Raw genomic sequence first — 25,001 nt, 5'->3', positions numbered from 1 at the left:
TGCTCCGCCTCGTCTCACACCTGCCTCGTCACACGTGCGCATAAACGGTCCTACCAACCAAGCACTGCCCAACAGCACTACCCCTTTGGCGATAATCTGGCTTTCGGTTTCCGACGTTGTGACCAGCGCCGGTGGCGGCCCTTTGATTCCCCAGAAATTTTAGCGCGCGTACTCTAAATTGAGCGGCCTGGAGACCCACGAATCCCGCGATGCCCGCGTGCTCGCCCGGCAGCTGGCCCAGGGCGCATGAACGATCAAGGCACGTGTGAGTGGTGCGGGGGGCCGATTCCGCCGCGGCCGGATTCCCGTGGTCAGCGGTCGCGGTTTTGTTGTCCGGTTCACCGTCATGCATCCCACCGAGCACGCACAAAAGCTGAGCACGCCGACGAGCTAGAAGCCGCGCGGGCGCAGATGACCCTGCCAGTCGAGCCGGCGACTCCGACCCCGGAGCAACGCCCGGCCGACGCTGCGAAGACACTCGAGGCCATCAGCGTGGCCGTCGACCGGGGCGGGCTGCCCGCTCAGCTGCCGCGCTTGCCGATCGCCGCCCAGGCGCTCGTGGACTCCGCGCGGCGCCAGGGCTTGCACCCGACCAATCCTCCGTCGTCGGCCGCTTCACCGCAGACGAGTCAAAAAACGCCGCGCGGCGCAGCGGAGGGGAGCAGTAAGAAAAAGCGGGCAATAACACCGTCATAGTATTCGTCGATGAGCATCCGCATCATCTCGGCGACCTGGTCAGATTTCTCAATCGTGCACGTACGACCGACCAGAGTGGAGAGCTCATCCGGGCTGCCCGCCAGCTCGTGGACATCACTGAACTACCGCAGGAAACACAACCCACCGTGAGGCCCAACCGTGCTCAGCGGCGGAGGGCAAGGCGGAAGAGCGGGCGGCGAGGATAGATAGTGAACAAAAACGCGCCCCTGTTTTCTATCTCAGGGGCGCGTTGATATCTCGGTTGGGGTTTAGCACTGAGTGGTAATGAAAGCCCAGAACGCGACCTGTCCACCTGCTACTAACGCACGGACCCCGGGGTGAACCTTGGCGATCGCAAGGGCGGTCTGCCAAGCTCAGTTCTGGGCGCCGGCAGCTACGCCAGCAAAGAGGTTGCACAGATATGCGCGCGTTCCCGCACCTACAGAGGCAGTTTTTGCGATCCGGCCGTCCTGCTTGCTCGTGGGAATGTGGGCGGCCAGGTCCAGGATTTCGGCCCGGTCAAAGACTGCCTCTTGTCCGGTTTCATCAATAACGGCGATGGTTCCGTTTTCGAGATCTTCAATGACGGTTGCAGTGCCATCAGGTGTGATGATGTGGTCAGTGGATGTGCCGCTGGTTTGGCTTGTGGATAGGGGCGCTGCTCCCGGGAATGCGAGCCAAGGCAACTCCTCCGCCTGAAAAGGCAACGGCGAAAGCGTGAGGCAGAGCGAGCATTCTTGCTAAGAACTTCTTCTGGGTCATTACTATTCTTTCGGTAGTGTGAAAAGAGTAGGTCGAGCTACTAGCCCTATCACGTGACGGAGAATGTTTTTATGGAAAGAAGAGTATTCGCTGTTGGGGCCTTAATTGTGGTGCTGGGTGCCGCGCTTTTCCTGCTCGGTAGCACTACTCCGGGAGCCCTCATGCTGGCGTTAGGCGCGTTGGACCTGGTAGCCGTTATTTTCTGGCCAAATATAACGGGTGCTACTTCAGATCGAAAGGAGTACAGCCTGGGAAATCAGGTAGTGGACGCCGTTTTGATTGTCAGCGGTGTCGTTCTTACCGTCATTACCGATCTGCCGGTTTTCCTGGCGCTAACAGTGGGGGGAGTAGCAGCTCTCGCTTACCGCTACCGGAGAAATCAGGCGCTGGCTTAAACGGCTAGCTGTACTTCTTCGGGAGGTTGTGAACGGTGTGAGCGGATGGGGGAGCCTCCGGTAGTGGTGTAGGTACCAATTCGAACATCCACCACGGAGGCTTCCATGACACACCGTAACGCACCTTTGATCCCGACCGGCAGAGCAAGGATGGTTGAGCTGGTCATCACCCACGGATGGCCCCACGGATGGACGCAGCGCCGAGCCGCTGAACGCTTCCAAGTCGCCCCAGCCACCGTCAACAGGTGGGTGAGCCGGGCCCGCCGCGGCGAAGGGCTCAGCGACCGGTCCAGTCGGCCCCGCAGGTGCCCACACCAGCTGCCGGTGCGCACCCAGCGCCGCATCATCACACTGCGGTTTCCCCCCGTGGGGCCCACACCGTATCGATTACCACCTCGGTGTCGCGCGCTACACCATGCCGAAACCCGCCTGCATCGACCACGCCACAGGGCTTGCCGGTGCGCACAGCACCACCAGCGCGCTATGAACGCAGCCAACCCCGGGGACATGATCCAAATCGACACCACAAAGCTCGGTCGCATTCCCGGCGGCGGGGGCTGGCGCGTGCACGGGCGTGGCTGTGCACAGGATCGCCGGGCGGGTCGCGCCCGCAACGCACAAAGACAGGCTGGTGCGCCCGCGGGGCGGGGATCTTCCTACCTGCATCACGCCATCGACGATTACTCACGGATGGTGTACTCGGAGATCCTGACCGACGAGAAGAAAGACACCGGAGCCGGGTTTATGCAGCGTGCCTGTGCGTTCTTTTCCGCCCACGGCGTCGAGGTCACACGGGTGATGACCGATAACGGAGCCTGCTACCGTTCCACGACGTTCAACGCCGCCCCTGGGCACGATTAAGCATGTCTACACCAAGCCGCACCGGCCGCAGACCAACGACAAGGTAGAACGGTTCATTTGCGGGAATGGGCCTACACACGCCCATACAGCAGCGAAAAAGCCCTGTCAGCAGACATACACGGGATTCATCCACGACTACAGCTACCATCGAGCCCACACCGCCATCGACGGCTTTACCTCCGCACAACGCGTTCACAACGTCACGGGGCCGCCGCTAGACTTGACGCGCATGAGCCGAAGCAGCACACGAACCGTCGACGTCGACTGCCCCGCCGGCACCGTCCGCGGCGTGGTGCACGAGGACGAGGGCGTGCGCCGCTTCCATTCCATCGCGTACTCGCGCATCCCCGCCCCCTTCAACGACGCGCTCGCGGCCGAGCCGAGCTCGCTTATCGACGCCACAACGCCCCGCCCCGACGACACCGCCCTGTCCCTGACCACCCCCGCAACCGCGCGGCCCGGCGCGGACCTGCCGGTCATGGTCTTCATCCACGGCGGCCGCTTCGAGGAGGGCACCCACGCCGACCCGCGCACCGGGGCCGTCGGCCTGTGCCGCCGCGGGGTGATCCAGGTGCAGCTGGGGTACCGCCTGCGCCTGGCGGGGTTGGCCCGTTTCCCCGACGATGCGCCCTCGCACTTCCGCGCCGTCCACGACTGCCAGCTCGGGCTGGAATGGATCCAGCGCAACATCGAGGCTTTCGGTGGCGACCCGACCAACGTCACGGTGGTGGGCCAGTCCGCCGGGGCGGCGCTGACCCTGTGGCTGTCGCGGCGCGACCACTACCGCGGCGAGTTCCGCCGCGTGCTCTCCCTGTCCCCGGCGTTTCCCCGGATGTCGTACGACGCGCGAAAACCCGTCCTGCGCTCGGCGCTCGGCGCGCCGCTGACCAGGTCGAAGCTCAACGCACTGTCCCGCACGGCACCGGCCCGGCTTGAGCGCGCCTACCGGCGCCTGCGCACCTTCTACTTCACGGACATGGCCCTCGGCCCCGCCCCGCTGGAGCCTGCGGAGCTCGCCGAGGTGGACATTGTGGTCACCTCCACGCGCGAGGAGATGTACGCGACCGGGGCCTTCGCCGACGCGCGGGGGTTAGGCGTGGTGACGCTGCGCGGGTTGGGCAAACGCATGGGGCTGCCCTTCGCGCGCTACCGCTCCTACATCGGCGAGGCGCGCGCGCTCAGCCCGGCCAACGTGAGCGGGCGATTTTTCAGCGACAGCCTCATCCGCCGCTGGGTCGACGCCGTCGCCGAGGGCGCCCCAGGCCCGCTGTGGCAGGCGGAGTTGACCTCGGCGTACGGGCCGCTGCGCCACTCCGGCGAGCTGGAGACGTTGTTTACTCCCGGCACGCGCCTGAACTCGTGGCTCGTGGACTACTGCGGCGGGGCGCGGCCGGGGTGGCCGCAGTACGGCCCCGGGCGCTCGGTGCTGCGCGCGGAGATCGACGGCCCCGGCTGCGAGGTGGTCGAGGACCCGCTGGGCTACGTGCGCCGCGCGTTCAGCGCCGGCTAGTTGTTCAGGTTGCCCTCGAAGGTGACGTTGCCGATGCTGAACTCGGCGTCCCAGAGGTTGCCGGGGGCGACGTCGAAGGGGTACTTCAGGTTCGTCGTCGCGCCCGGGCCCAGCGGCAGGTCGAGGCCGACCTGGTTGACGCCCGATTCCTGCGGGTCCAACGGCCGGGCCTCCTGCTTGTTGTTCCCGTCGGTGGCGTAGGACAGCGTCGGCTGGCCGAGGGCCTCGGGGGCATGGGCACCTCCGAGTTGTTCGTGACCGCGACGATGACGATGGTGCCGCCGTTCGTGGCCACGTTCGTCCCCTGCCACGCGAAGGCGACGTCCATGCCGGGATCGGCGACCTTCTGCCCTTGGATCTCGTCGGTGGTGACCTGGTCGGCGTCATTGACCTCGAACTCTTTGTCCGGGTCCGCGGTGGGTGTGGTCACCTCAATTTCCGCGTCGGCCGCCGGCGACGTGTTGTCCTCTGCCCCGCAGGCGGACAGGGTCAGCGCAGCGAGCGCGGCGGCGGTGGCCACCGCGGCGTGGCGGGTGAGGCGTGCAATCATGGCCGAGGTTTCCCCATTTCTGTCGTCCTGCTAGCCGCTCGCGCGCGTGGAGCACCGAGCAATTCTTCTCTACTGTACAGCCCGACTAGCATCGGACAATTATGCAGGCTTTCACGCGTGTTCTTCGCAGCGCGTCGGCGCTGTGGCCCTTCTACCTCGCTATTGTCCTTCTCTCCAGCGCCGTCGCCGCGCTCGAACTGGCTTCCCCCTTCATCATCCGCGAAGCGACGGACATCATCGTCGCAACGCTTTCCGACGCCCCACCTGCCGCCTCGGCCCGCACTATCGCCTGGCTGGCCGTCGCGCTGTTCGCCGCCCAAGCCGGCGCCGCCCTGCTGCGCAACGGCTCGGGCTACCTCGGCGACGTCATGGTCGCCCGCATGCGTCAGATCCTGTCCACGCGCTACTTTGCCAAGCTCCTCGCGCTGCCGCAGCGCTACTTTGACTCGCAGGTCACCGGGACGATCATCGCGCGCCTCGACCGCTCCATCGCCAACGTCACCCAGTTCGTCCAGTCTTTTTCCAACAGCTTCTTGCCCATGCTGCTGCAGGTGGTGGCCATCCTCGCCATCACGGCCTACTACTACTGGCCGCTGACGGTGCTGCTGGCCATCCTGTTTCCCCTCTACACCTGGCTCACGGCGCTGACCTCGCGGCGCTGGCAGGGCTTCGAAAGCGAGAAAAACGCCCGCGTGGATGAGGCGAACGGGCGCTTCGCCGAGGTCGTCGGCCAGGTCAAGGTGACCAAATCCTTCGTGGCGGAACCGCGCGAGCTCACCGCCTTCAGCCGCGGCTACGCGGACACCGTCGCCCTGACCCGGCCCCAGTCGCGCTGGTGGCACTCCATGGACTCAATCCGCGGCGTGGCCATGACCGCGATCTTCCTCGGCATCTACCTCATCCTTTTCCTGCGCACCCTGTCCGGCCACTTCACCATCGGCGAGATGGTGATGCTGCTGCAGATGGTCACCATGGCCCGCCAGCCCGTGCAAATGATGAGCTGGATCGTCGACTCCGCCCAGCGCGCCATCGCGGGCTCGCGGGACTACTTCGCCGTCATGGACGAGCCCACCGAGCCTACCGCGAACCGCCAGATCGTCGCCGCGGCCTCCGCCTCCGACGCACCGACGCTCACCCCCACTGCGCCCGTCTCCCTGCCTGTGCGCGAACCGGTCATCGCCTTCGACCACGTCACCTTCGGGTACAGCCCCGGTGAGCCCGTGCTCCGGGACATCACCTTCAGCGCCCGCGAAGGCGAGAAGATCGCGCTCGTCGGAGAATCCGGCGGCGGCAAGTCTACCCTGGTCAATCTTCTACTCGGCCTCTACCCCATTCAGCAAGGCACCATGACCCTGTGCGGGCACGACGTCGCAGAGCTGGGCGTGGAGACCCTCCGGGCGTCGACAGGCGTGGTGTTCCAGGAACCCGCGCTGTTCTCCGGGACGGTGCGCGACAACATCGCTTACGGCAGGCCGGACGCCACCTTCGAGGAGATCGTGGAGGTTGCCACACGCGCGAACGCCCACGACTTTATTACTCACTTCGCCGACGGCTACGACACCGTCATCGGCGAGCGCGGCCTGCGCCTGTCCGGCGGGCAGAAGCAACGTGTCGCCGTGGCCCGCGCCATGCTCAAAGACGCCCCCGTGCTCATCCTGGATGAGGCCACCTCTGCACTCGACACCAAGAGCGAGCGGGCCGTGCAGGCGGGTCTGGACGAGCTGATGAAAGACCGCACCACCATCATGATCGCCCACCGGCTGTCCACCATCGCGGACGTGGACACCATCATCACGCTTGCCGACGGGCGCATCGACGAGATCGGCTCGCCCGCGCAGCTCGCGGCCTCGGGCGGCATCTACTCCGAGCTGCTTCAGCTGACGGCGTCGTCAAGCGCGGCGGACCGCGCACGGCTCAAGGAATTTGGCTTCCGGATCGACGGGCCGGACAACGAGTAACCACCGACATCGGCGCACCCAGGGCGCGGGAGCCCACCGTGCGCCTGCGTGTGACTACCGTGGGGGCACATGGAGTTCCCCGATCTGAGCACACTGAGAGCCCGCGGCACCCGCAAATGGACGCAGTTCGACGAGGACGTCCTTCCGCTGTGGGTCGCGGAAAGCGACTTCCCCACCGCCCCTGCCGTCAAGGCCGCCCTCGAGCGCGCGGTCGAACGGGAGTCCTTCGGCTACACCCCGCCCCCGCACGCCCAGGGCCTGCCGAAAGCCCTTGCCGATTTCTACGGGGAGCGCTACGCGTGGCGCCCCGACGAGGACAAGATCTTCCCCGTCCCCGACGTTGTGCGCGGCCTCCTGCTGGCCATCATGTACTTCACCGACGGGGATGTCATCATCCCCGTCCCCGCCTACCACCCGTTCCTCGAAATCGCGGAGACGGCGGGGCGGCGCCGCGTCGAGGTCGGCAGCACCGGCGGTCTTGACCTGATGGAGGTCGAGGCGGCGTTCAGGAACGGGGCCGGCTCGATCATCGTCACCAACCCCTTCAACCCCGGCGGCTGGATCTTCGAGGACGAAGAACTCGACCAGATCTGCGCGATCGCCCGTCGCTACGGCGGCCGCGTGCTTGTCGACGAAATCCACGCGCCCCTCGTCTTTGATGGCCGCCACGTGTGCGCGGCGAAGAACAACCCGGACGTGTGCATCACCGTCACCGCCACCTCCAAGGCGTGGAACGTCGCGGGCTTGAAGTGCGCGCAGCTGATCTTGTCCAACGACGCCGACGTCGAGGTGTTTGCGGGGCTGACCGGGGTGGCGAAGGATGGCACCGGTACCCTCGGCATCCTCGCAGCCGAGGCCTGCTACCGCGACGGCGTGGAGTTCCTCGACGAGGAGGTGGAAGTGCTGCGGCGCAACCGCGACTGGCTCATAGACACCCTGCCGCAGAAGATCCCCGGCATTAGCTTCGAGGTGCCGGCAGCGACGTATCTCATGTTCCTCGATTTTTCAGGCACGGCGCTCGACACCTCCCACCCGGCCGCCTACCTGCGCAGACACGCGAAGGTGGCGCTCAACGAGGGCACGTCCTTCGGCCCCGGCGGCGAGAACAAGGCGCGGCTGAACTTCGCCACGAGCCTCGAGATCCTGCGCGAGGCGGTCGACCGCATCGCCACGGCAGTCGCCTCCATCTCGCACTAACATAAGTCGGCATGGAGATGAGGACCGAGACACCGCAGGCATCCGATTTCACACCCCCCGCCCCCGTCGAAGAACCCTGGCAGCGCCCCGACCCCGAGTGGTACAAGGACGCCGTGTTTTACGAGGTCCTCGTGCGCGCCTTCTACGACCCCAACGGCACCGGCTCGGGCACCCTGAAAGGCGTCGAAGAAAAGCTCGACTACCTGCAGTGGTTGGGCGTGGACTGCCTGTGGCTGCCGCCGTTTTACGATTCGCCGCTGAAAGACGGCGGCTACGACATCCGGGACTTCCGCAAGGTGCTACCGGAGTTCGGCACCGTCGAGGACTTTGTCAACCTCGTCGACGCAGCCCACAGGCGCGGCATCCGCATCATCACGGACTTCCCCATCAATCACACCTCGGACCAGCACGCGTGGTTCCGCGAGTCTCGCCAGGACCCGGACGGCCCCTACGGCGACTACTACGTGTGGTCGGACGACCCGACAAAATACGAAGGCTCGCGCATCATCTTCATCGACACCGAGGAGTCCAACTGGACCTACGACCCGGTGCGCAAGCAGTACTTCTGGCACCGCTTCTTCTCCCACCAGCCGGACCTCAACTACGACAACCCGGCCGTGCAGGAGGAAATCCTCGACATCATCCGTTTCTGGCTCGAGCTCGGCATGGACGGCATCCGCCTCGACGCCATCCCCTACCTCTTCGAGCGCGAGGGCACGACCTCGGAGAACCTGCCGGAAACGCACCAGTTCATCAAACGGGTGCGCGCGCTTTTCGACGACGAGTACCCCGGCCGCTTCCTCCTCGCGGAGGCGAACCAGCTGCCGAACGAGGTGGTGGCTTACTTTGGCGAGGGCGAGGGCGACGAGTGCCAGATGGCGTTCCATTTCCCCGTCATGCCGCGCATCTTCATGGGCATCCACCAGGAAAACGCGCAGCCCATCATCGACATTTTGCGCACCACCCCGAACATCCCCGCGACGGCGCAGTGGGGCATCTTCCTGCGCAATCACGACGAGCTCACCCTCGAGATGGTCACCGAGGATGAGCGCGACTACATGTACAAAAACTACGCCACCGATCCGCGCATGCGCGCCAACGTGGGCATTCGGCGCCGCCTCGCGCCGCTACTCGGCGGGCACCGGGACCGCCTCGAGCTGGCGCACGCGCTGCTGCTCTCCCTGCCGGGCTCGCCGTTTTTGTACTACGGCGACGAGATTGGCATGGGCGACAACATCTGGCTGTCGGACCGCGACGGCGTGCGCACCCCGATGCAATGGTCGAACGACCGCAACGGCGGCTTTTCCAAGGCCGACCCGGAGCGGCTCTACCTGCCCCCGATCCGCAACGACCAGTACGGCTTCCACATCGTCAACGTCGAGTCGCAGATGAACCGGGACAATTCGCTGTTGCATTGGGTGCGCGAGCGCGTGCACATCCGCAAGCAGTACCAGGCGTTCGGCCGCGGCACCTACAGCGAGGTCGAGCACGGCAACGAGCAGGTGCTCGCGTTCATCCGCGAGTACGGCGACGAGCGGATCCTGTGCGTGCACAACATGAGCTCGCGCCCGCAGCCGGTGGAAATGCAGCTGGGCGCCTACAACGGGGTGGTGCCGCGCGAGCTGTCGGGCGGCGTGGAGTTCCCGGCGATCGGCGAGCTGCCCTGGCTGGTCACCCTCGCCCCGCACGGTTTCTTCTGGTTCGATATCTCCTCGCAGGAGGCGGACCGTGTCTGATGGCGTGTTCGATATCGCCCGGGAGCGCTTCTACGGCGCGAAGTCCGAGCCGGTCGATTCCGTCGAGGTGGCCGCGCGGGCGGAGGCCGGCGAGTACGAGTGGCGCATCCTCGACGTCACCCACGGCCCAGTAACGGACGCCTACCAGGTGTTCCTCCGCGCGGATAGCGACGCCCTGGCCACGCAGCGCGGCGCGCAGGCGTACCTAGACAACCTGCCTCGCTTCGGCGAGGTCCGCGGCACCATCGGCGGCACGACGGCGCGCCCGTTGGGGGCGGAGCAGTCGAACACCTCGCTCGTCGTCGACGAGCGGTGGGTGCTCAAGGTGTTTCGCCGCCTTGAGCGCGGAGTCAACCCCGACGTCGAGCTGCTCACCGCCATCGCGCACTGCCCGAACGTGGCGGGCGTGCGCGGCCACGTGGTGCGCGACGGCGCGACGCTGGCGCTGCAGCAGGAGCTCATCGTCGGCGGCACGGACGGCTTCGAACTGGCCACCGCGGATGCGCTCGGCGACCCGGCGCAGCTGGGCGCCGCCGTGCGCACCGTCCACGAGGCGCTGGCGGGGGCCTTCGGCACCCGCACCGTCCCCGGTGCCACGCTGCGGGAGGGGCTCAACGCGCACCTCGACGAGATGCTGCCGCAGGCCGCCCCGCTCGCCCGCTTCGAGCAGGGCCTGCGCGCGCTCTACGCGCGTATCCCCGACGAGGACACCGGGATCCAGATCCAGCGTATCCACGGCGACCTCCACCTCGGGCAGACGTTGAAGACGGACGAGCGGTGGTTCCTCATCGACTTCGAGGGCGAGCCCGCCCGCCCGCTCGAGCAGCGCCGCGCCCCGGACCACCCGCTGCGCGACGTCGCCGGGATGGTCCGCTCCTTCGGCTACGCCGCCGCCGTGGGCGGGTTCGATGCGGAGTGGGAGACGCGGGGCGTCGAGAAGCTTCTGGCTGGGTACGGCGTTGAGGCGGGGCCAATCCTGGAGGCCTACGTGGCGGACAAGGCCGCGTACGAGGTGGTGTACGAGGCGAACAACCGGCCGGACTGGGTGGGCATTCCGTTGGGGGCGATCGCCACCCTCGTATCCCATGCTACGGGACAATAGTGTCCAAAAAGTTGGATTTTTACCCTTGTGGCACGCTACTCTAAGTGAATTCCACGTCACTCAAGGAGGGTTTGTCCATGTCTTCCACGGTTGCGACCAGCGCCGCAAACACCGCGTCGGGCGCCAAAGGCGGCTCCCCCGCCGCCATCGTCGTCACGGCGTTAGCGCTGTTTTCCATGTTCTTCGGCGCGGGTAACCTCATCTTCCCCCCCATCCTTGCTGTCCAGGCGGGCGATAACTTCTGGCCCGCCATCCTGGGCTTCCTGGGCACCGGCGCCCTGCTGCCCGTGCTCGCCGTCATCGCCATCGCCCTGTCGGGCAGCAACGTCCGCGACCTCGCGCAGCGCGCGGGCGTCGTCTTCGGCGTCGTCTTCCCGGTGCTGGCGTACCTGTCCATCGGCGCCTTCTACGCGCTGCCGCGCACCGGCGCCGTGACCTTCGAAACGGCCGTCACCCCGCTGTTCGGGTTCGAGGGTTTGGCCGCCTCGGCCGTGTTCAACATCGCGTTCTTCGGCGTCGCCCTGGCGCTGTCGTGGAACCCGAACACCATCATGCAGACCCTGGGCAAGTTCCTCACCCCGGCGCTGATCATCCTGCTCGTTGTCATGATCGCGGTCGCCCTGGTCCAGTGGGACTCCGAGCCGTCTGCGCCCGCGGAGGTCTACGCGGACGGCGCGTTCACCTCGGGCCTGCTCGAGGGCTACCTCACGATGGACTCCATCGCCGCTCTGGCCTTCTCCATCGTGGTCATCTCCACCCTGCGCTACCGCGGTTTCTCCGAGGGCAAGCATGTCGTCGGCGGAACCATCCTCGCCGGCGTCGGCGCCGGCGTCATGCTGGCCCTGATCTACCTGGGCCTGGGCTCCATCGGCCGCGTCATCCCCGACGCCGCGCAGTACGAAAACGGCGCGGAGCTGCTCGCCGACGCCTCCAACCTGACCATGGGAGGCGCGGGCCAGGCGGTGTTCTCGCTCGTCGTGCTGCTCGCCTGCCTGACCACCGCCGTCGGCCTGATCACCGCCACGGGCGAGTACTTCTCCGAGCAGTTCGCGGGCTCCTACCACACCTGGGCCGTCATTTTCGCGGTGGCCTCCATGGCCATCGCGACCCAGGGGCTCGACTTCGTCATCTCCATCGCCGCACCGGTCATCGAGTTCCTCTACCCGCCCGCCATCACGCTCATCTTTGCCACGCTGGTCGAGCCGCTGTTCCGCGCCCGGACCCGCTTCACGTGGGCGTTCTTCCTGCCCATCTGGGTCGCCGTGATCTGGTCCGCCATCGAGACCTTCATCTCCCTGGGCTGGGCCGCCGAGGCGCTGAGCCCGGTCGTGGAGTGGGCGCCGCTGCAGGAGGAGGGCCTGGGCTGGGTCGTGCCCGTCGGCGTCACCTTCCTCGTGGGCCTCATCATCGACCTGGCCCGCCCGCGCGCGCCGATGGAAATTGGCACGAACGAGACCGTGGACGGCGAGGTCATCACCGCGTCCTAAGGGAGGCGTAGCGTGGTGGTATGAATACCCCACTTTCCCTCCTTGATTTTTGCACTGTCTACCCCGGCGAATCCGCCGCCGAGTCCATGGAACGCTCCGTGGCCTTCGCGCAAAAGGCGGAAAAGCTGGGGTTTTCGCGCGTGTGGTACTCCGAACACCACAACATGACCACCATCGTCTCCTCCTCGCCCGCCGTGCTTATTGCCCACATCGGTGCGCGCACGGAGACAATCCGGCTCGGCGCCGGCGGCGTCATGCTGCCCAACCACTCCCCCTACATCATCGCCGAGCAGTTCGGCATGCTCGCCGAGCTCTACCCGGGCCGCATTGACCTGGGCCTGGGCCGCGCCCCCGGCACCGACCAGCAGACCCTCGGGCGCGCCCTGCGCCGCGACCCCCTGTCGGCCGAGCGCTTCCCCTCCGACGTGGCCGAGCTTCAGGCGTGGCTGTCGTCGGAGTCCCCAATCCCCGGCGTGACCGCCTTCCCCGGCGTGGGCACGAACGTCCCGCTCTACATCCTCGGATCCTCCATGTTCGGCGCCTCGCTCGCCGCCCAGATGGGCCTGCCCTACTCCTTCGCCTCGCACTTCGCCCCGCAGCACCTCGAGCAGGCCACCACCTACTACCGCGAGAACTACACCCCCTCCGAGCGCTACCCGGAGCCCTACGTCATCGCGGCCGTCAACGTCACCGCCGCGGACAGCGAGGAGGACGCGCAGCGCCAGACGCACATCGTGCACCGCAACCGCGTCCGCGCCCTCATGGGGCGTCGGGGGCAGGTGCTTAACGACGACCAACTGGACGCCGTCGTCGACTCGCCGCAGGGTCGGCAGATCACGAGCATGCTGCGCTACACCGCCGCCGGCACCGGCGAGCAGGTCCGCGACTACCTCACCTGGTTCACCGACCACGCCAAGGCCGACGAGCTCATGATCTCGGTGCAGGCGGGCAGCTCGGCCGAATCGCTGCGCGGCATGGAGATCCTGGCAGACGCCTGGGGCCTGTAGCGCCGCGGGGGTGTGTAGCCTAGTCACCCATGACACCCCACCGAGCCGGCGGAGTCGCCGCGCTGGCCGCGGTTGCCGCCGCGTGCGCGCCGCTCGCCGCCTGTGCTGCCCCCACCCCGGCCGCGCAGCGTGAGCAGCTTGTCGTCGCTGCTTCCGCCCCGCCGGCGGGGCTCGATTTCACCACTGTCGCCGGGGCCGCGGCCCCGCAGGCGCTCATGGGCAACGTGTACGAGACCCTCGTGCGCGTCGACGGCGCGGGGCAACTCCAGCCCCACCTAGCCACGGGTTGGGAGGTCGACGACGCGGGCACCGTCTACACCTTCCACCTACGCGAGGGCGTGACGTTTTCCGACGGCACCCCGTTCACCGCCGCCGACGCCGCCTTCAGCATCGACTACGTCCGCGAGCACTGGGCGAACGCCCTCAAAGCGCAGATGAACCCGGTGGCCTCCGCCGAGGCCCTCGACGAGCGCACCCTCCAAGTGCGACTTCACGCGCCGTCGACGAACTGGCTGTGGTCCATGGGCACCCTGACGGGCGCAATGATGACGCCCGCGTCCATCGACAGGCTGGCCACCGACCCGCTGGGCACCGGCCCCTACACCGTGAGCTCATTTACCCCCGGCGAATCCATCACCTACGCCGCGCGCGAGGACTACTGGGGCGCCGCGGCAGTGCGCGACGCCGCGATCCGCTACTTCTCCGACTCCGTCTCCGCCGTCAACGCACTGCGCGTGGGCGACGTCGACGTGGTGTGGAACATGCAGGCCCCCGAGTTTGTGGGCGCCCTGCCGGAGGAGATCGGCGTCCAGGTAGGCACGACGAACGGCGAGGTGCTGTTCAGCATGAATAACCGCGCCGCGCCCTTCGACGACCCGACGGTGCGGCGCGCCGCCGCCCACGCCATCGACCGCGACGCGCTCAACGAGGTGGTCTACAGCGGCATGGCCACCGACACCGGCGGCGCGCCCGTGCCCCCAACGGACCCGTGGTTCACCGGCGCCGACTACTACCCCTTCGACCCGGCGCGCGCCCGCGAGCTCCTCGCCGGCCGCACCCCGAGCGTGACCATCACGGTCCCCAACCTGCCCTACGCGCAGTCCGCCGCCGAGCTCATCTTCTCGCAGCTTCGCGACGTCGGATTCGACGTCACCCTCGAGACCGTGGAGTTCCCGGCGGTGTGGCTCAACCAGGTGCTCAGAGGCCACGACTACCAGGCCTCCCTCGTCGCGCACGTGGAGCCGCGGGACGTTCCCCTGCTCTTTGGCAACCCCGACTACTACCTGGGCTACGATTCGCCGCGCGCCCGCGAGCACCTCGCCGCCGCCGAGGTCGGCGCGCAGGAGGAGAACATGCGCGCCGCCGTGGACACGATCATGGCGGACGCCGCGGCGCTGACCCTCGTGAACGCCCCGAACATCGTTCTCGTGGCCCCCGGGGTCGGCGGGGTGAACCCGAACGTGGTCACCGACTCGCTGCCGCTGGCGCGCATCACCAAGGAGGGGCAATGACGTCGCGCATCGCGCGCAGCGCGCTGCGCTTTTTAGCGCTGCTCTTCGTCGCCAGCGTGCTCATCTTCCTGCTCCTGCGGGCGGTGCCCGGCGACCCGGCGCGTATCGCGCTCGGTATCTCCGCCACGGAGGAGGCTGTAGCACAGCTGTCGGAGACGCTGGGCACGGACCGCCCGCTTCTCACCCAGTACCTGGACTGGGTCGGCGGGCTACTCACCGGCAACTTCGGCGTCTCCATGGCCAGCGCCACCGACATCACGCCCCAGGTGCTTAAGCGCGCGGGCGTCTCGCTCACGCTGACGCTGCTGGCGATGGCGCTGTCCCTCACGCTTGCCGTGCCCACGGGCGTGTACTTGGCCCGACGGCAGGACACGCCCGGCGGGGCGGTGGTCGGGGCGCTGACGCAGCTGGGCATTGTCACCCCCAGCTTCGTCGTGGGCATCATCGCTGTGGCGGTGTTGTCGGTGCGCCTCGGCTGGCTGCCCGCCAACGGGTGGGGCAGCCCGGCGCACGCGGTGTTGCCGGTGGGGGCGCTCGCGCTGGTGCAGGCGTCCATCCTCACCCGGTACGTGCGCAGTGCCGTGCGCGCCGAGATGGGCAAGGACTATGTGCGGACGGCGCGGGCGAAGGGGGCGTCGATAAGCACCGTGCTCCTGACGAGGGCTGTGAAAAACGCGGCGTTGCCCGTGGTCACCGTGACCGGCGTGCAGCTGTCGAACCTCATCGTCGGGGCCGTCGTGATCGAGCGCGTGTTCACCATCCCCGGGCTGGGTACGATGCTGCTCAGCGCCGTGGCCAACCGCGACCTGACCACCGTGCAGACCGTGATGATGCTGCTCGTCGCCTTCACCCTCGCGGTGAACCTGCTGGTGGACCTGCTGTCTGCGGTCATCGACCCACGGGTGAGGAGGCCCGCATGACCCGCTACCGCATCGCCGGCATCTGCATCGTCGCCGCCGTGGCCGCGCTCGCTCTGCTCTCGCTCGTGTGGACACCCCACGACCCCCTCCAGGCCGCCCCGGCCGCGCGCCTGCAGGGCCCCAGCTGGGAGCACTGGCTGGGCACCGACCAGTTCGGCCGCGACCTCGCCTCGCGCATCATGGCGGGCGCGCGGGTGACGCTGGTGGTGTCGCTCGGCGCCGTGGCCGCCTCCGCCGTTGCCGGGGTGCCGCTGGGCATCTGGGCGGGGATGCGCCGCGACCTCGTCGACACCGCCGTCATGCGGCTCAACGACCTCGCCCTGGCTTTTCCCGCTCTGCTGCTCGCCGTCGTGTTCAGCGCGGTGTTCGGCGCGAGCATCGGCGTCGTCGTGCTCGCGATCGGGCTGGCCGGCATCCCCGCGTTCGCGCGCGTGGCGCGCGCGGCGACGCTGCAGGTGATGAGCCAGGACTACATCCTCGCCGCGCGCCTGTCCCGGGTGCCCGGGCCGCGCATCGCCGCCCGGCACGTGTGGCCCAACATCGCCCCGCTCGTCGCGGTGCAGGTCTCCGTGGCCCTGGCGCTGGCCATCCTCGCCGAGGCGGGGCTGTCCTTCCTCGGCCTGGGCACCCCCGCCCCCTACGCCTCGTGGGGGCGGATGCTGCAGGCCAGCCAGCCCTACCTGGCCACCGACCCGCACCTGGCGCTGTGGCCGGGGCTGGCCATCGCCGTGACGGTGCTCGGCTTCACCCTGATCGGAGGCGGCCGTGATTAAGGTCACAGGCCTGACCATCCCCGGCCTCCTCCATTCGATCTCCTTCGACGTCGCCCCCGGCGAGCGCGTGGGCATCATCGGCGAGTCCGGCTCCGGCAAATCGCTCACGGCGCTGTCCATCATGGGGCTCGCCGACTCCCTGCCCATCGCCCTCACCCCGTCGGGGTCCGTCACCGTCGCCGGCACCGAGATGGTGGGCACCCCCGACCGCGTGCGCCGCCGGGTGCGCGGGGGCACCGTGGCCATGGTGTTCCAGGAGCCGCTCAGCGCCCTCGACCCGCTCACCCGTGTGGGCCGCCAGGTCAGCCGCGACCGCGCCCAGGCCAGGCGGCTGCTCGCCGAGGTGGGCATAGACCGCCCGGAGGCCTACCCGCACGAGCTGTCCGGCGGGCAGCGCCAGCGCGTGCTCATCGCGGCGGCACTCGCCTCCGACCCTGATGTGCTCATCTGCGACGAGCCCACCACCGCGCTCGACGTCACGGTGCAGCGCCAGGTCCTCGACCTCATCGACAGGCTCGTCCGCGAGCGCGGGATGGGTCTAGTGTTCATCTCCCACGACATCGCCGTGGTGCGCCACATGGCCGACCGGATCCTGGTGTTCAAGGACGGGCGCATCGTCTCCCCCGACTCACCGTACGCCCGCGCGCTCGTCGCGGCCGCGGAGCCCGGTTCCCCGGCCCGTCCCCGCCCGCTCGGCGAGCCGGTGGTCACGCTCGACCGCGTGCGCCTGGCGCGCGGCGGCACCCAGGCGCTCGACGGGGTGTCGCTGTCGGTGCGGCGCGGCGAGCGCCTCGCCATCGTGGGAGGCTCCGGCTCCGGCAAGACCTCGCTGCTGCGCGTCATCGCCGGCCTGTCCACCCCCGACAGCGGAAGCGTGCGCGTGGACGGCGACCTGCAGATGGTCTTCCAGGACCCCTACTCCTCGCTCGACCCGCGCCTGCCGGTGGCGGCCTCCATCGCTGAGACGGGGGTGGGAGCCCGGCGCGCCGCGGAGGTCCTCGCCCAGGTCGGGCTCGACGGCGCGGGATCGCGCCTGCCGCGCGAGTTCTCCGGCGGGCAGCGCCAGCGCGTCTCCATCGCCCGCGCCGCCGCGCCGCGCCCCGCCATCATGCTTGCCGACGAGCCCGTCTCCGCCCTCGACGTCACGCTGCGCGCGCAGGTGCTCGCCCTCATCGACGAGGTCGTCGCCGACAACACCCTCGTCGTCGTCTCCCACGACCTCGCCGTCGTGCGCGAGCTGTGCCCCAGCGTCGCGGTCATGCACCGCGGCGCCATCGTCGAGCACGGCCCCACCGAGGAGGTCTGGGCGCACCCCGAGCACCCGTACACGCGCTCGCTTCTCGACGCCATCCTTGAGCGCCCCGGTGGGGGCTGATGATTACCGCTCTTTACTGCACCGTCAGCGTGCCGTCCTCGTGGACGGTCACCTGCGCGGCGGTCGCCTTGACGAGGTTGATGCGCTGCCAGGAGCCGCCCTCGGCCTGCCAGTCGAGCGGGTTGCCGGCGGGCGCGGCGGTCTGGCGCAGCACCTCCGCGCGCTGCTCCCAGCTCAGCTCCGGGAAGCGCGCCTCCAGCAGCACGGGGGCCGCCTGCGGCACGATCATGGGGGCGTCCGGGACGTAAACGGTGGGCAGGCCGTAGCCCATCCACTCCTCCATGCTGGCGACGGCCTGGGCGGTGCTGACGACGGACGCGTCGGCGGCCACGAGGTCCGCGATGGGCTTTCCGGTGCGCCACTCGATCTCCGCGCGCAGCTCGGCGGCTGCTTGGTTGAGCGCGTCGCGCATCTTCGGGTCATTGAGGCGGTCAGCGGCGGCGGCGTAGCCGTTCATGCGGCCCCCGATGACGTCGAGCGGGTAGTGCACCCCAAGCACGATGCGGGAGTGACCGGAGGAAGCGCCGCGGTAAAGCAGCTGCGGCGCGAGCTCGGGCACCATGTAGGCCAGCAGCGCGCTCACCCAGGCCGCCTGGTTGGTGTGCCCGGAGGGGAAGGAGTTGGAGGTGAGGTACAGGTCGCCCGTCTCCGGCGTGTTGTAGCGTACGATGCGCTCCGGCGCGACGACGTGGGGGCGCGGGAAGTTGAAGATCTGCTTCTCAATGAGCGTGGAGGAGGCCAGCCCGCCGGCGCGGGACAGGTAGCCGTTGTCCAGCAGGAACGCGGTCTTGGGCAAGCGCCCCTCCGCGAGCGAGGTGCGCAGCGCGGAGCCGAACTCGTCACCGAGCGCGTACGACAGCGCGGAGACCAGGCCGCCCTCGGAGACGACGGCGTCGACCTGCGCCTGGCGGACCTGCTCCGGGGTGGCGGTGTTGTTGATCCGCACCACCGTCTCCAGGTTGGCGGCCATCGTTTCCGGCTGGTTGTCGCGCACGTGCGGGAACAGGCCGTTGACCTGGTAGTAAATGCCGTGGCTGTAGGGCGAGATGTCGGAGATGTAGCCCGCGATGTAGTCCGGGGTGAACGGCGTGGGCACCGGGGCGCCGGGGTGCTGCACCGGGACTGCGCCGGTGGAAGAGCCGCTGACCTCGCTACGCAGCTGCGGCAAAGAGATGGGCAGGCCATCCGGCAGCTGCATATTGACGTGCGCGAGGGGCTGGGCCGCGGCGGGGGCGGCCAGCGCTGCGGTGGTGAACAGGGCGGCAAGGGCGGGGGCGGTCTTTTTCACGCTGGGTATCGTACCGCGCCCCCACCCATCCGGCAGCGCAAGCGGCTTAGCGGGTCACGTACAACATCAGGGCGGGGTTGAGGAGGTGTTCTTCGTCCCTTTCGAAAACGCTTGTCAGCTGGTCAAATTCGCTCACTTCCGCGGGGCTCAGCGGGGCCTGCTCGCGAGGGAAAGGTGCCTGCATGCCTGACATCTTAACCCCGCTGTCACAACCATGTGATTCATCGGGATCATCCCTGGTCAGCCATGCTAAAGAGGATGTCCAGCACCGCTTTCCCGTGGCGGCGCAGACCGTCGTGCTGCCAGGCGTCGGTCTCGTGGACGCGCGCGCCGAGGATCTCCGCCGCCTCCATCGACAGCTCGCGCGGGACGTAGATGTCGTCGGTGTAGACCATCGCGTAGGCCCGGTCGACGCGCCCGGCCTGCGCGTAGAGGTTGGGCCAGTCCTCCTTCGCCGCCAGCTCGAAGGCGGCCTCTTTGAAGGGCACCAGGGCTGGGTCCTCGTCGAACTGGAAGGGAAAGACGTGCTCGCCGGTGAGGAAGAGCTCGCCGTCGCCCTCCCCGGCGTCGGGGGCGAAACCCTCGAGCGTCTCCGAGACGCGCTGCGCCGCCCAGCTCGTCGCCCCGGGGACGGTGCCGCCGTAGATGCTCTCGTGGACCGCCGCGTAGAGGGGCGCGCTTTCGAAGGAGACGCGCTGGCCCACCTCGGCGAGAAAGTCGGTGCGCAGCTGGCCGCCGGGGTGGAAGGGCTCCTCGAGCAGCCCGGCGAGCGCGTCGGCGCCGCCCTCCTGCCCGAGCGCCACCCCGATGGTGCGGAAGCGCCGCGAGCTCAGCCGCTCGCCGGTGGGCAGGTACTCCTCGGAGTTGTCCAGGTGGCGGCACACCTCGCGCACCATCTTCTCTGCCCAGGGAACGTCCCGATAGAACTGCTCGTGGCGCGCGCGGAGCTTGGCGAAGGTGGCGCGGTAGACCTCATCCGCCCCGCGCGTCAGGGTGGGCAGCCCGCCGGTGAAAAACGCATTGCCCACGCTGTCCGGGTGCGCGGCGAGGTAGTGCGCCAGGCAGAACCCGCCGAAAGACTGGCCCAGCACGTCCCAGCGCTCGATCCCCAGCTCGGCGCGCACCGCCTCGGCGTCGGCGACGATGGAGTCGGCGCGCAGGCGCGCAAGCACCTCCGCGCTGATGAGCGAGGGCACGGCGCGGTCGATGCGGGTGGAGTTGCCGGTGCCGCGCTGGTCCAGCAGCACGACCCGGTAGCGGGTGAGCGCGTGCGTGATCCACTCGTAGCGCTCGCGGGGCGCGGGGTTGCCGGGGCCGCCTTGGAGGAACAGGAGGGCGGGCTTGGTGGCGTCGCCAAGCACGCGGGCGAAGACGGTGAAGCCGTCGCGCTGAAGCTTCACTCCCCTACTCCTCATCGGTCGACAGCGCGGCAACGAAGGCCTCCTGCGGCACGGTGACCGAGCCGATGGACTTCATGCGCTTCTTGCCGGCTTTCTGCTTTTCCAGCAGCTTGCGCTTGCGGGAGATGTCGCCGCCGTAGCACTTCGACAGCACGTCCTTGCGCAGCGCGCGGATGTTCTCGCGGGCGATGATCTTCGAGCCGATCGCCGCCTGGACCGGCACCTCGAACTGCTGGCGCGGGATGAGCTCTTTGAGCTTCTTCGTCATCTTGTTGCCGTACCACTGCGCCGAGTCCTTGTGCACGATGGCGGAAAACGCGTCAACGGGATCGCCCTGCAGCAGGATGTCCACCTTGACTAGGTCGGCCTCCTGTTCGCCGGCCTCCTCGTAGTTCAGCGAGGCGTAGCCTTTCGTGCGGGACTTGAGCATGTCGAAGAAGTCGAAGATGATCTCGCCGAGCGGCATGATGTAGCGCAGCTCCACGCGGTCCTCGGAGAGGTACTCCATGTTCTTCATCGCGCCGCGCTTGGACTGGCACAGCTCCATCGTCGCGCCCACGAACTCCTGCGGCACGATGATGGTCATGTTCACGACCGGTTCGTAGACCGCCTGCAGCTTCCCGCCCGGCCAGTCCGAGGGGTTGTGCACGTACTGCTCGGTGCCGTCCTCCGCCACGACGCGGTAGGTCACCGACGGCGCGGTGGAGATTAGGTCGAGGCCGAACTCTCGCTCGAGGCGGTCGCGGGTGATCTCCATGTGGAGCAGGCCGAGGAAGCCGCAGCGGAAGCCGAAGCCCAAAGCCACGGAGGTTTCGGGCTCCCACGTCAGGGAGGCGTCGTTAAGCTGAAGCTTCTCCAGCGACTCGCGCAGGGCCGGAAAGTCCTCCTGGCTGACGGGGAACAGGCCCGAGTAGACCATCGGCTTGACGTCCTCGAAGCCCGCGAGGGGCTGCGCCGCGCCTTTCGACGCCCACGTGACCGTGTCGCCCACTCGCGTCTCTCGCACGTCTTTGACGCCGGTGATGAGGTAGCCCACCTCGCCCGGGCCCAGCCCCTTCGTCTTCTTCATCGTGGGCGAGACCACGCCGATCTCGAGGATCTCGTGGCGCACGCCCGTGTTCATCATCTGCACCTGCTGGTTCGGCTCGAGCTTGCCGTCCATCATGCGCACGTAAGTGACCACGCCGCGGTAGGTGTCGTAGACCGAGTCGAAAATGAGTGCGCGGGCCGGGGCGTCGGCCCCGAACTCGGACGTGGGCGGCGGGACGAGCTCGACGAGCTTGTCCAAAAGCTCCGGCACCCCCTGGCCGGTCTTGCCGGAGACGCGCAGCACCTCCTCCGGCTCGCCGCCGATGATGTTGGCCAGCTCGAGGGCGTACTTGTCGGGGTCGGCAGCCGGCAGGTCGATCTTGTTGAGCACCGGAATGATCTCGAGATCCTTGTCCATGGCCATGTACAGGTTGGCCAGGGTTTGGGCCTCGATGCCCTGCGCTGCGTCGACAAGCAAGATAGCGCCCTCGCACGCCTCGAGCGCGCGCGAGACCTCGTAGGAAAAGTCGACGTGGCCAGGCGTGTCAATCATCTGCAGGATGGTCTGCTCGCCGGCGAAGGGGCCGCTCGTCGGCGTCCACGGGAGGCGCACGTTCTGCGCCTTGATGGTGATGCCGCGCTCGCGCTCGATGTCCATGTTGTCGAGGTACTGGTCGCGCATATCGCGCGCGTTCACCACGTTGGACAGCTGGAGAATGCGGTCGGCGAGAGTGGATTTGCCGTGGTCGATGTGGGCGATGATGCAGAAGTTCCGGATGGCCGAGGGGTCCGTGAACGTCTGCTCCGCGAAATTCTTCGTCTGCGCAGCCATAGTTCCGCCCACTTTACCGCCCCACGTGGGCAAACAAAACACGCGGACGGCCCGCGAAACTGGTTGTGAACACGCGTTCCACCTCGTAGTGTGGACCCAATACCCGTCCCCGCGACGCGAAGAACAAAAGCAAAGGCCAAAGACAAAGGACACCACATGATTTTTCGCCGGTCGAAGCGCGCCGCCTCGAAGCGCCCCGCCTCGAATGCGCTCGACCAGGGCCTTGACCAGGGGTTAGCCCTGCTCAACGAGCGGCTGGGCTCGTCCCCCCGGGAAGGCGCGAGGAAGATCGCCTCGCACCTTCTCGTCACACCCACCGCCAAGGTCGCCCGCAGTATCTACTACGCGCCCGACATGGACGGCCAGGCCGAGCCCGGAGAGATCGTCTGGGTGACCGTGCCCTCGAGCCCCCCGCAGGAGCGCTCCCTGGTGGTCATCGGCCGCGAGCACCGCGACGTGCTCGGACTGCTCATCTCCCCCGAGGAGCAGCACCGCGACGACGAGCACTGGCTCGGCATCGGCTCCGGCGAGTGGGAAGACACCGGCGAGCCCTGTTGGGTGCGCTTGGACAAGACGCTCATGGTGCCCGAGTCGGAGGTGCAGCGCCGCGGCACCTACATCCCGCCACGGCGCTTCGAGCGCATTGCCAACCGGCTGCGCGACCGCTTCGATTGGGTGTAGCGTTCACTGTGATCTCGCGGCGTTTTGGTCGCGCGCGGTAGCTCCTGTTATCCTGCGTGGGTTGTCCGCATCCGGGATTTCAGGGTGCGCCGAGCTACGCGAGCAGGACCTTGGGCCCGCGTTTTCAAAGACCGGCGCGTGAACTCCCTCCCGGGTCGACTGCACATCAGATTCGACCGAACCAAGAGGTGTACCACATGGCAAATATCAAGCAGCAGAAGAAGCGCGTTCTTACCAACGAGAAGCGCCGCCAGCGCAACAAGTCCATCCGCTCCTCCGTGCGCACGGAGATCCGTAAGTTCCGCGAGGCCGTGGAGTCCGGCGACAAGTCCGCCGCCGAGGCCCAGCTGCGCGTTGCGTCCCGCAAGCTGGACAAGTCCGTGAGCAAGGGCGTCTTCCACCGCAACAACGCGGCGAACAAGAAGTCCAACATGGCTCGCGCGCTGAACAAGATGGCCTAAGAGCCGGGCACATCCCCGCTTCCCTCCCGGGAGGCGGGTTTTTTCATGCGCGTGTCCGGGCCGTGTTAGGCGTTAGGCCATCCCGCCCGCGCCGCGCGCCGCAAAGACGATACCGACGACGAGGAAGAACGCCCCTGCGCCCATGTCGATGCGCGGGCCCGCCGCTAACAGCTTCCGCCGCACCTTCTCCGTCGACACCACCTGCGCCACCACGGCCATAAGGGCCATGGAGCTCAGCCACAACGACGCGATAACCACCACCGCGCTCAGCGTGGAGGGGTTCGGTGGCAGAAGGGGCGCGATCATCGCGGAGAGAGCGAGAACGATCTTCGGGTTCGCCAGGTTCGTCGACAGCCCCCGCAGGTAGCTTCCGGGCAGTGAGCCGAGCTTCCCCGCGGCCTCCTCCAGTCCCTTCGGCGGGTCGTTGCGTTCGCGCCAGCCCTGCAGGGCGTTGCTGATACCCATGAAGATCAAAAAGGCCCCGCCCACCATCTGCACGACGTTGAGGGCGCGCGGGAACGCGGTGAGCACGGCGGCGGCCCCGACCACGGTGAGGCTCACCCACATCAGCACACCGGTCTGCGTGCCCGCCAGCGTCGCCCACGCGTGCTTGCGCGAGCGGGTCGCCGTCCGAGTCAGCAGCACGATGTCGGGGCCCGGCGCGGCCGCCCCGACGAGGTTGAGGCCGACGATGGCGGCGAGGTCGCCGGGTGCGATCACCGCGCTTCCATCTTTTCCGCGAGGTCGTCGCGCCCAAACGTCCGCGCGGTGGCAATCGCGTCCGGGCTCCCCGCCCTCGGGTCCGCGCCCGCCTCAAGCAGCAGCTCGACGATCGCGTCCTCCTTCTTGAAAATCACCCCCGACAGCGGCGACAGCCCGTGCCCATTGAGCTTATCGACGTTCGCCCCGCGCTCCACCAGCCCGCGCACGAGCTCCTCGTGCCCCGCGTAGGCGGCGAGCATGAGCAACGTGTTGCCGTCCTGGTTGGCCATATCGACGGCGACGCCATGGTCGACGTACTCCAAAAGCGACATGCCCCCGGTGCGCGCGAGGTTGAACAGCTTCGTCGCAAACTCCTGCACGTCCGAGGGAACCTCGGAGGAGGTGTCACCGGTGTGCTCGTGGTTGTCGCGCTGCTCATTCACGCATGACAATCTATCACGCACTCTCGCCGGCTTCCCGTGCGATGGTTCCATCACGCATGTCCGCACCGCACCACACCGCAGCGGTCACAGACCGACGGCAAGGTCACGGCAAGGTCGCCCCCGGCGGGCCCCACCCCCGCACAGCGCGCTCACAACGTCACGGGGAAATACATCTAGGGCAAGCGAAGAGACGAGGGGCCGCGCTAACGCGGCGGCTACGCCGCCTTGTTCCTTTCATGCCCTCACATCGCACACGTTCATCACGTCGGAACTGGGGCATCCCACGACGGAACCGGCCGGGGAACACCTTCATGCGACGATGCCG

At 67.9% G+C, this 25,001-nt stretch carries 22 protein-coding genes and 1 pseudogene; 16 read left to right on the top strand and 7 right to left on the bottom strand.

Annotated features, from left to right (window positions below; all coding sequences use genetic code 11):
• Nucleotides 1-1,070: 1,070 nt before the first annotated feature.
• Nucleotides 1,071-1,403, bottom strand: coding sequence for a hypothetical protein (locus BLT81_RS12525; protein ID WP_155860766.1), 333 nt, complete (start codon nt 1,401-1,403; stop codon nt 1,071-1,073).
• A gap of 108 nt (nt 1,404-1,511) precedes the next feature.
• Between BLT81_RS12525 and BLT81_RS01965 the strand changes: the two genes are divergently transcribed.
• The 3 genes and pseudogenes from BLT81_RS01965 (at nt 1,512) to BLT81_RS01955 (ending at nt 4,224) form a co-directional block, all read left to right on the top strand.
• Nucleotides 1,512-1,853 (top strand): hypothetical protein, encoded by a 342-nt coding sequence (locus tag BLT81_RS01965; RefSeq protein ID WP_155860767.1) that lies wholly within the window; start codon nt 1,512-1,514, stop codon nt 1,851-1,853.
• Between the two features lie 105 nt (nt 1,854-1,958).
• Nucleotides 1,959-2,916 (top strand): annotated as a pseudogene (locus BLT81_RS01960) (IS481 family transposase); the annotation flags it as partial.
• A gap of 27 nt (nt 2,917-2,943) precedes the next feature.
• Nucleotides 2,944-4,224, top strand: coding sequence for a carboxylesterase family protein (locus BLT81_RS01955; protein WP_019193243.1), 1,281 nt, complete (start codon nt 2,944-2,946; stop codon nt 4,222-4,224).
• On the opposite strand, the gene BLT81_RS13060 is transcribed toward BLT81_RS01955, so the two are convergent.
• The gene (locus BLT81_RS13060) at nt 4,221-4,535 is read right to left on the bottom strand and encodes a hypothetical protein (RefSeq protein WP_231908962.1); all 315 of its coding nucleotides are present in this window, start codon (nt 4,533-4,535) and stop codon (nt 4,221-4,223) included. The genes BLT81_RS01955 and BLT81_RS13060 overlap by 4 nt on opposite strands.
• A gap of 15 nt (nt 4,536-4,550) precedes the next feature.
• Between BLT81_RS13060 and BLT81_RS13055 the strand changes: the two genes are divergently transcribed.
• The 11 genes from BLT81_RS13055 (at nt 4,551) to BLT81_RS01900 (ending at nt 17,840) form a co-directional block, all read left to right on the top strand.
• On the top strand, nt 4,551-4,808 hold the full coding sequence (locus tag BLT81_RS13055; protein ID WP_231908960.1) for a hypothetical protein: 258 nt from the start codon (nt 4,551-4,553) through the stop codon (nt 4,806-4,808).
• Nucleotides 4,809-4,875: 67 nt separating this feature from the next.
• Nucleotides 4,876-6,732, top strand: a complete 1,857-nt coding sequence (locus BLT81_RS01945) for an ABC transporter ATP-binding protein (protein WP_019193245.1) — start codon at nt 4,876-4,878, stop codon at nt 6,730-6,732.
• A gap of 69 nt (nt 6,733-6,801) precedes the next feature.
• Nucleotides 6,802-7,929 carry a MalY/PatB family protein gene (locus BLT81_RS01940; protein WP_019193246.1) on the top strand — a complete coding sequence of 376 codons (1,128 nt, stop codon included), beginning with the start codon at nt 6,802-6,804 and terminating at the stop codon, nt 7,927-7,929.
• Nucleotides 7,930-7,940: 11 nt separating this feature from the next.
• Nucleotides 7,941-9,665: a maltose alpha-D-glucosyltransferase gene (gene treS, locus BLT81_RS01935; protein ID WP_083337241.1), complete on the top strand. Its 1,725-nt coding sequence runs from the start codon at nt 7,941-7,943 to the stop codon at nt 9,663-9,665.
• Nucleotides 9,658-10,767, top strand: coding sequence for a hypothetical protein (locus tag BLT81_RS01930; protein WP_019193248.1), 1,110 nt, complete (start codon nt 9,658-9,660; stop codon nt 10,765-10,767). Before treS ends, BLT81_RS01930 begins: the two co-directional genes overlap by 8 nt.
• A 77-nt stretch (nt 10,768-10,844) precedes the next feature.
• The gene (gene brnQ, locus BLT81_RS01925) at nt 10,845-12,254 is read left to right on the top strand and encodes a branched-chain amino acid transport system II carrier protein (protein WP_019193249.1); all 1,410 of its coding nucleotides are present in this window, start codon (nt 10,845-10,847) and stop codon (nt 12,252-12,254) included.
• 20 nt (nt 12,255-12,274) lie between these two features.
• Nucleotides 12,275-13,261, top strand: coding sequence for an LLM class flavin-dependent oxidoreductase (locus BLT81_RS01920; protein WP_019193250.1), 987 nt, complete (start codon nt 12,275-12,277; stop codon nt 13,259-13,261).
• A 29-nt stretch (nt 13,262-13,290) separates the two neighbouring features.
• The gene (locus BLT81_RS01915) at nt 13,291-14,772 is read left to right on the top strand and encodes an ABC transporter substrate-binding protein (protein ID WP_019193251.1); all 1,482 of its coding nucleotides are present in this window, start codon (nt 13,291-13,293) and stop codon (nt 14,770-14,772) included.
• Nucleotides 14,769-15,692, top strand: coding sequence for an ABC transporter permease (locus BLT81_RS01910; RefSeq protein ID WP_019193252.1), 924 nt, complete (start codon nt 14,769-14,771; stop codon nt 15,690-15,692). Before BLT81_RS01915 ends, BLT81_RS01910 begins: the two co-directional genes overlap by 4 nt.
• Nucleotides 15,689-16,465: an ABC transporter permease gene (locus BLT81_RS01905; protein ID WP_019193253.1), complete on the top strand. Its 777-nt coding sequence runs from the start codon at nt 15,689-15,691 to the stop codon at nt 16,463-16,465. Before BLT81_RS01910 ends, BLT81_RS01905 begins: the two co-directional genes overlap by 4 nt.
• The gene (locus BLT81_RS01900; RefSeq protein WP_019193254.1) at nt 16,458-17,840 is read left to right on the top strand and encodes an ATP-binding cassette domain-containing protein; all 1,383 of its coding nucleotides are present in this window, start codon (nt 16,458-16,460) and stop codon (nt 17,838-17,840) included. The genes BLT81_RS01905 and BLT81_RS01900 overlap by 8 nt, the downstream gene beginning before the upstream one ends.
• Before the next feature lie 13 nt (nt 17,841-17,853).
• Here the strand turns inward: BLT81_RS01900 and BLT81_RS01895 are convergent, their stop codons facing one another.
• From BLT81_RS01895 to lepA, 3 genes are all read right to left on the bottom strand, one after another.
• Complete coding sequence (locus BLT81_RS01895) at nt 17,854-19,128, bottom strand: acid phosphatase (RefSeq protein WP_019193255.1); 1,275 nt, start codon at nt 19,126-19,128, stop codon at nt 17,854-17,856.
• A gap of 230 nt (nt 19,129-19,358) precedes the next feature.
• Entirely contained in the window at nt 19,359-20,528 is a 1,170-nt protein-coding gene (locus BLT81_RS01890) for an alpha/beta fold hydrolase (RefSeq protein WP_019193257.1), read from the bottom strand.
• A gap of 4 nt (nt 20,529-20,532) precedes the next feature.
• The gene (gene lepA / locus BLT81_RS01885; RefSeq protein ID WP_019193258.1) at nt 20,533-22,389 is read right to left on the bottom strand and encodes a translation elongation factor 4; all 1,857 of its coding nucleotides are present in this window, start codon (nt 22,387-22,389) and stop codon (nt 20,533-20,535) included.
• A gap of 156 nt (nt 22,390-22,545) precedes the next feature.
• Between lepA and BLT81_RS01880 the strand changes: the two genes are divergently transcribed.
• Nucleotides 22,546-23,070: a type II toxin-antitoxin system PemK/MazF family toxin gene (locus tag BLT81_RS01880; RefSeq protein WP_019193259.1), complete on the top strand. Its 525-nt coding sequence runs from the start codon at nt 22,546-22,548 to the stop codon at nt 23,068-23,070.
• Nucleotides 23,071-23,267: 197 nt separating this feature from the next.
• Entirely contained in the window at nt 23,268-23,531 is a 264-nt protein-coding gene (gene rpsT, locus BLT81_RS01875; RefSeq protein ID WP_019193260.1) for a 30S ribosomal protein S20, read from the top strand.
• A 72-nt stretch (nt 23,532-23,603) separates the two neighbouring features.
• On the opposite strand, the gene BLT81_RS01870 is transcribed toward rpsT, so the two are convergent.
• A complete protein-coding gene (locus tag BLT81_RS01870; protein WP_019193261.1) occupies nt 23,604-24,251 on the bottom strand; it encodes a LysE family translocator in 648 nt (215 codons plus the stop codon).
• Nucleotides 24,248-24,676 (bottom strand): ankyrin repeat domain-containing protein, encoded by a 429-nt coding sequence (locus BLT81_RS01865; RefSeq protein ID WP_019193262.1) that lies wholly within the window; start codon nt 24,674-24,676, stop codon nt 24,248-24,250. The genes BLT81_RS01870 and BLT81_RS01865 overlap by 4 nt, the downstream gene beginning before the upstream one ends.
• Nucleotides 24,677-25,001: the final 325 nt, after the last annotated feature.

It is taken from the genome of Corynebacterium timonense (assembly GCF_900105305.1).
In the GTDB taxonomy this organism is placed as follows: domain Bacteria; phylum Actinomycetota; class Actinomycetes; order Mycobacteriales; family Mycobacteriaceae; genus Corynebacterium; species Corynebacterium timonense.
The sequence above is the reverse complement of the archived record's forward strand: the minus strand, read 5'-3'. Positions and strand labels throughout refer to the sequence as shown.

Bases quoted from the DNA above. Each gene is read 5' to 3' on its own strand.
- BLT81_RS01905 (WP_019193253.1), top strand. From the start codon at position 15,689: ATGACCCGCTACCGCATCGCCGGCATCTGCATCGTCGCCGCCGTGGCC.
- lepA (WP_019193258.1), bottom strand. From the start codon at position 22,389: ATGGCTGCGCAGACGAAGAATTTCGCGGAGCAGACGTTCACGGACCCC.
- brnQ (WP_019193249.1), top strand. From the start codon at position 10,845: ATGTCTTCCACGGTTGCGACCAGCGCCGCAAACACCGCGTCGGGCGCC.
- treS (WP_083337241.1), top strand. From the start codon at position 7,941: ATGGAGATGAGGACCGAGACACCGCAGGCATCCGATTTCACACCCCCC.
- BLT81_RS01880 (WP_019193259.1), top strand. From the start codon at position 22,546: ATGATTTTTCGCCGGTCGAAGCGCGCCGCCTCGAAGCGCCCCGCCTCG.
- rpsT (WP_019193260.1), top strand. From the start codon at position 23,268: ATGGCAAATATCAAGCAGCAGAAGAAGCGCGTTCTTACCAACGAGAAG.
- BLT81_RS01940 (WP_019193246.1), top strand. From the start codon at position 6,802: ATGGAGTTCCCCGATCTGAGCACACTGAGAGCCCGCGGCACCCGCAAA.
- BLT81_RS01955 (WP_019193243.1), top strand. From the start codon at position 2,944: ATGAGCCGAAGCAGCACACGAACCGTCGACGTCGACTGCCCCGCCGGC.
- BLT81_RS01915 (WP_019193251.1), top strand. From the start codon at position 13,291: ATGACACCCCACCGAGCCGGCGGAGTCGCCGCGCTGGCCGCGGTTGCC.
- BLT81_RS13055 (WP_231908960.1), top strand. From the start codon at position 4,551: ATGCCGGGATCGGCGACCTTCTGCCCTTGGATCTCGTCGGTGGTGACC.
- BLT81_RS01945 (WP_019193245.1), top strand. From the start codon at position 4,876: ATGCAGGCTTTCACGCGTGTTCTTCGCAGCGCGTCGGCGCTGTGGCCC.
- BLT81_RS01910 (WP_019193252.1), top strand. From the start codon at position 14,769: ATGACGTCGCGCATCGCGCGCAGCGCGCTGCGCTTTTTAGCGCTGCTC.
- BLT81_RS01920 (WP_019193250.1), top strand. From the start codon at position 12,275: ATGAATACCCCACTTTCCCTCCTTGATTTTTGCACTGTCTACCCCGGC.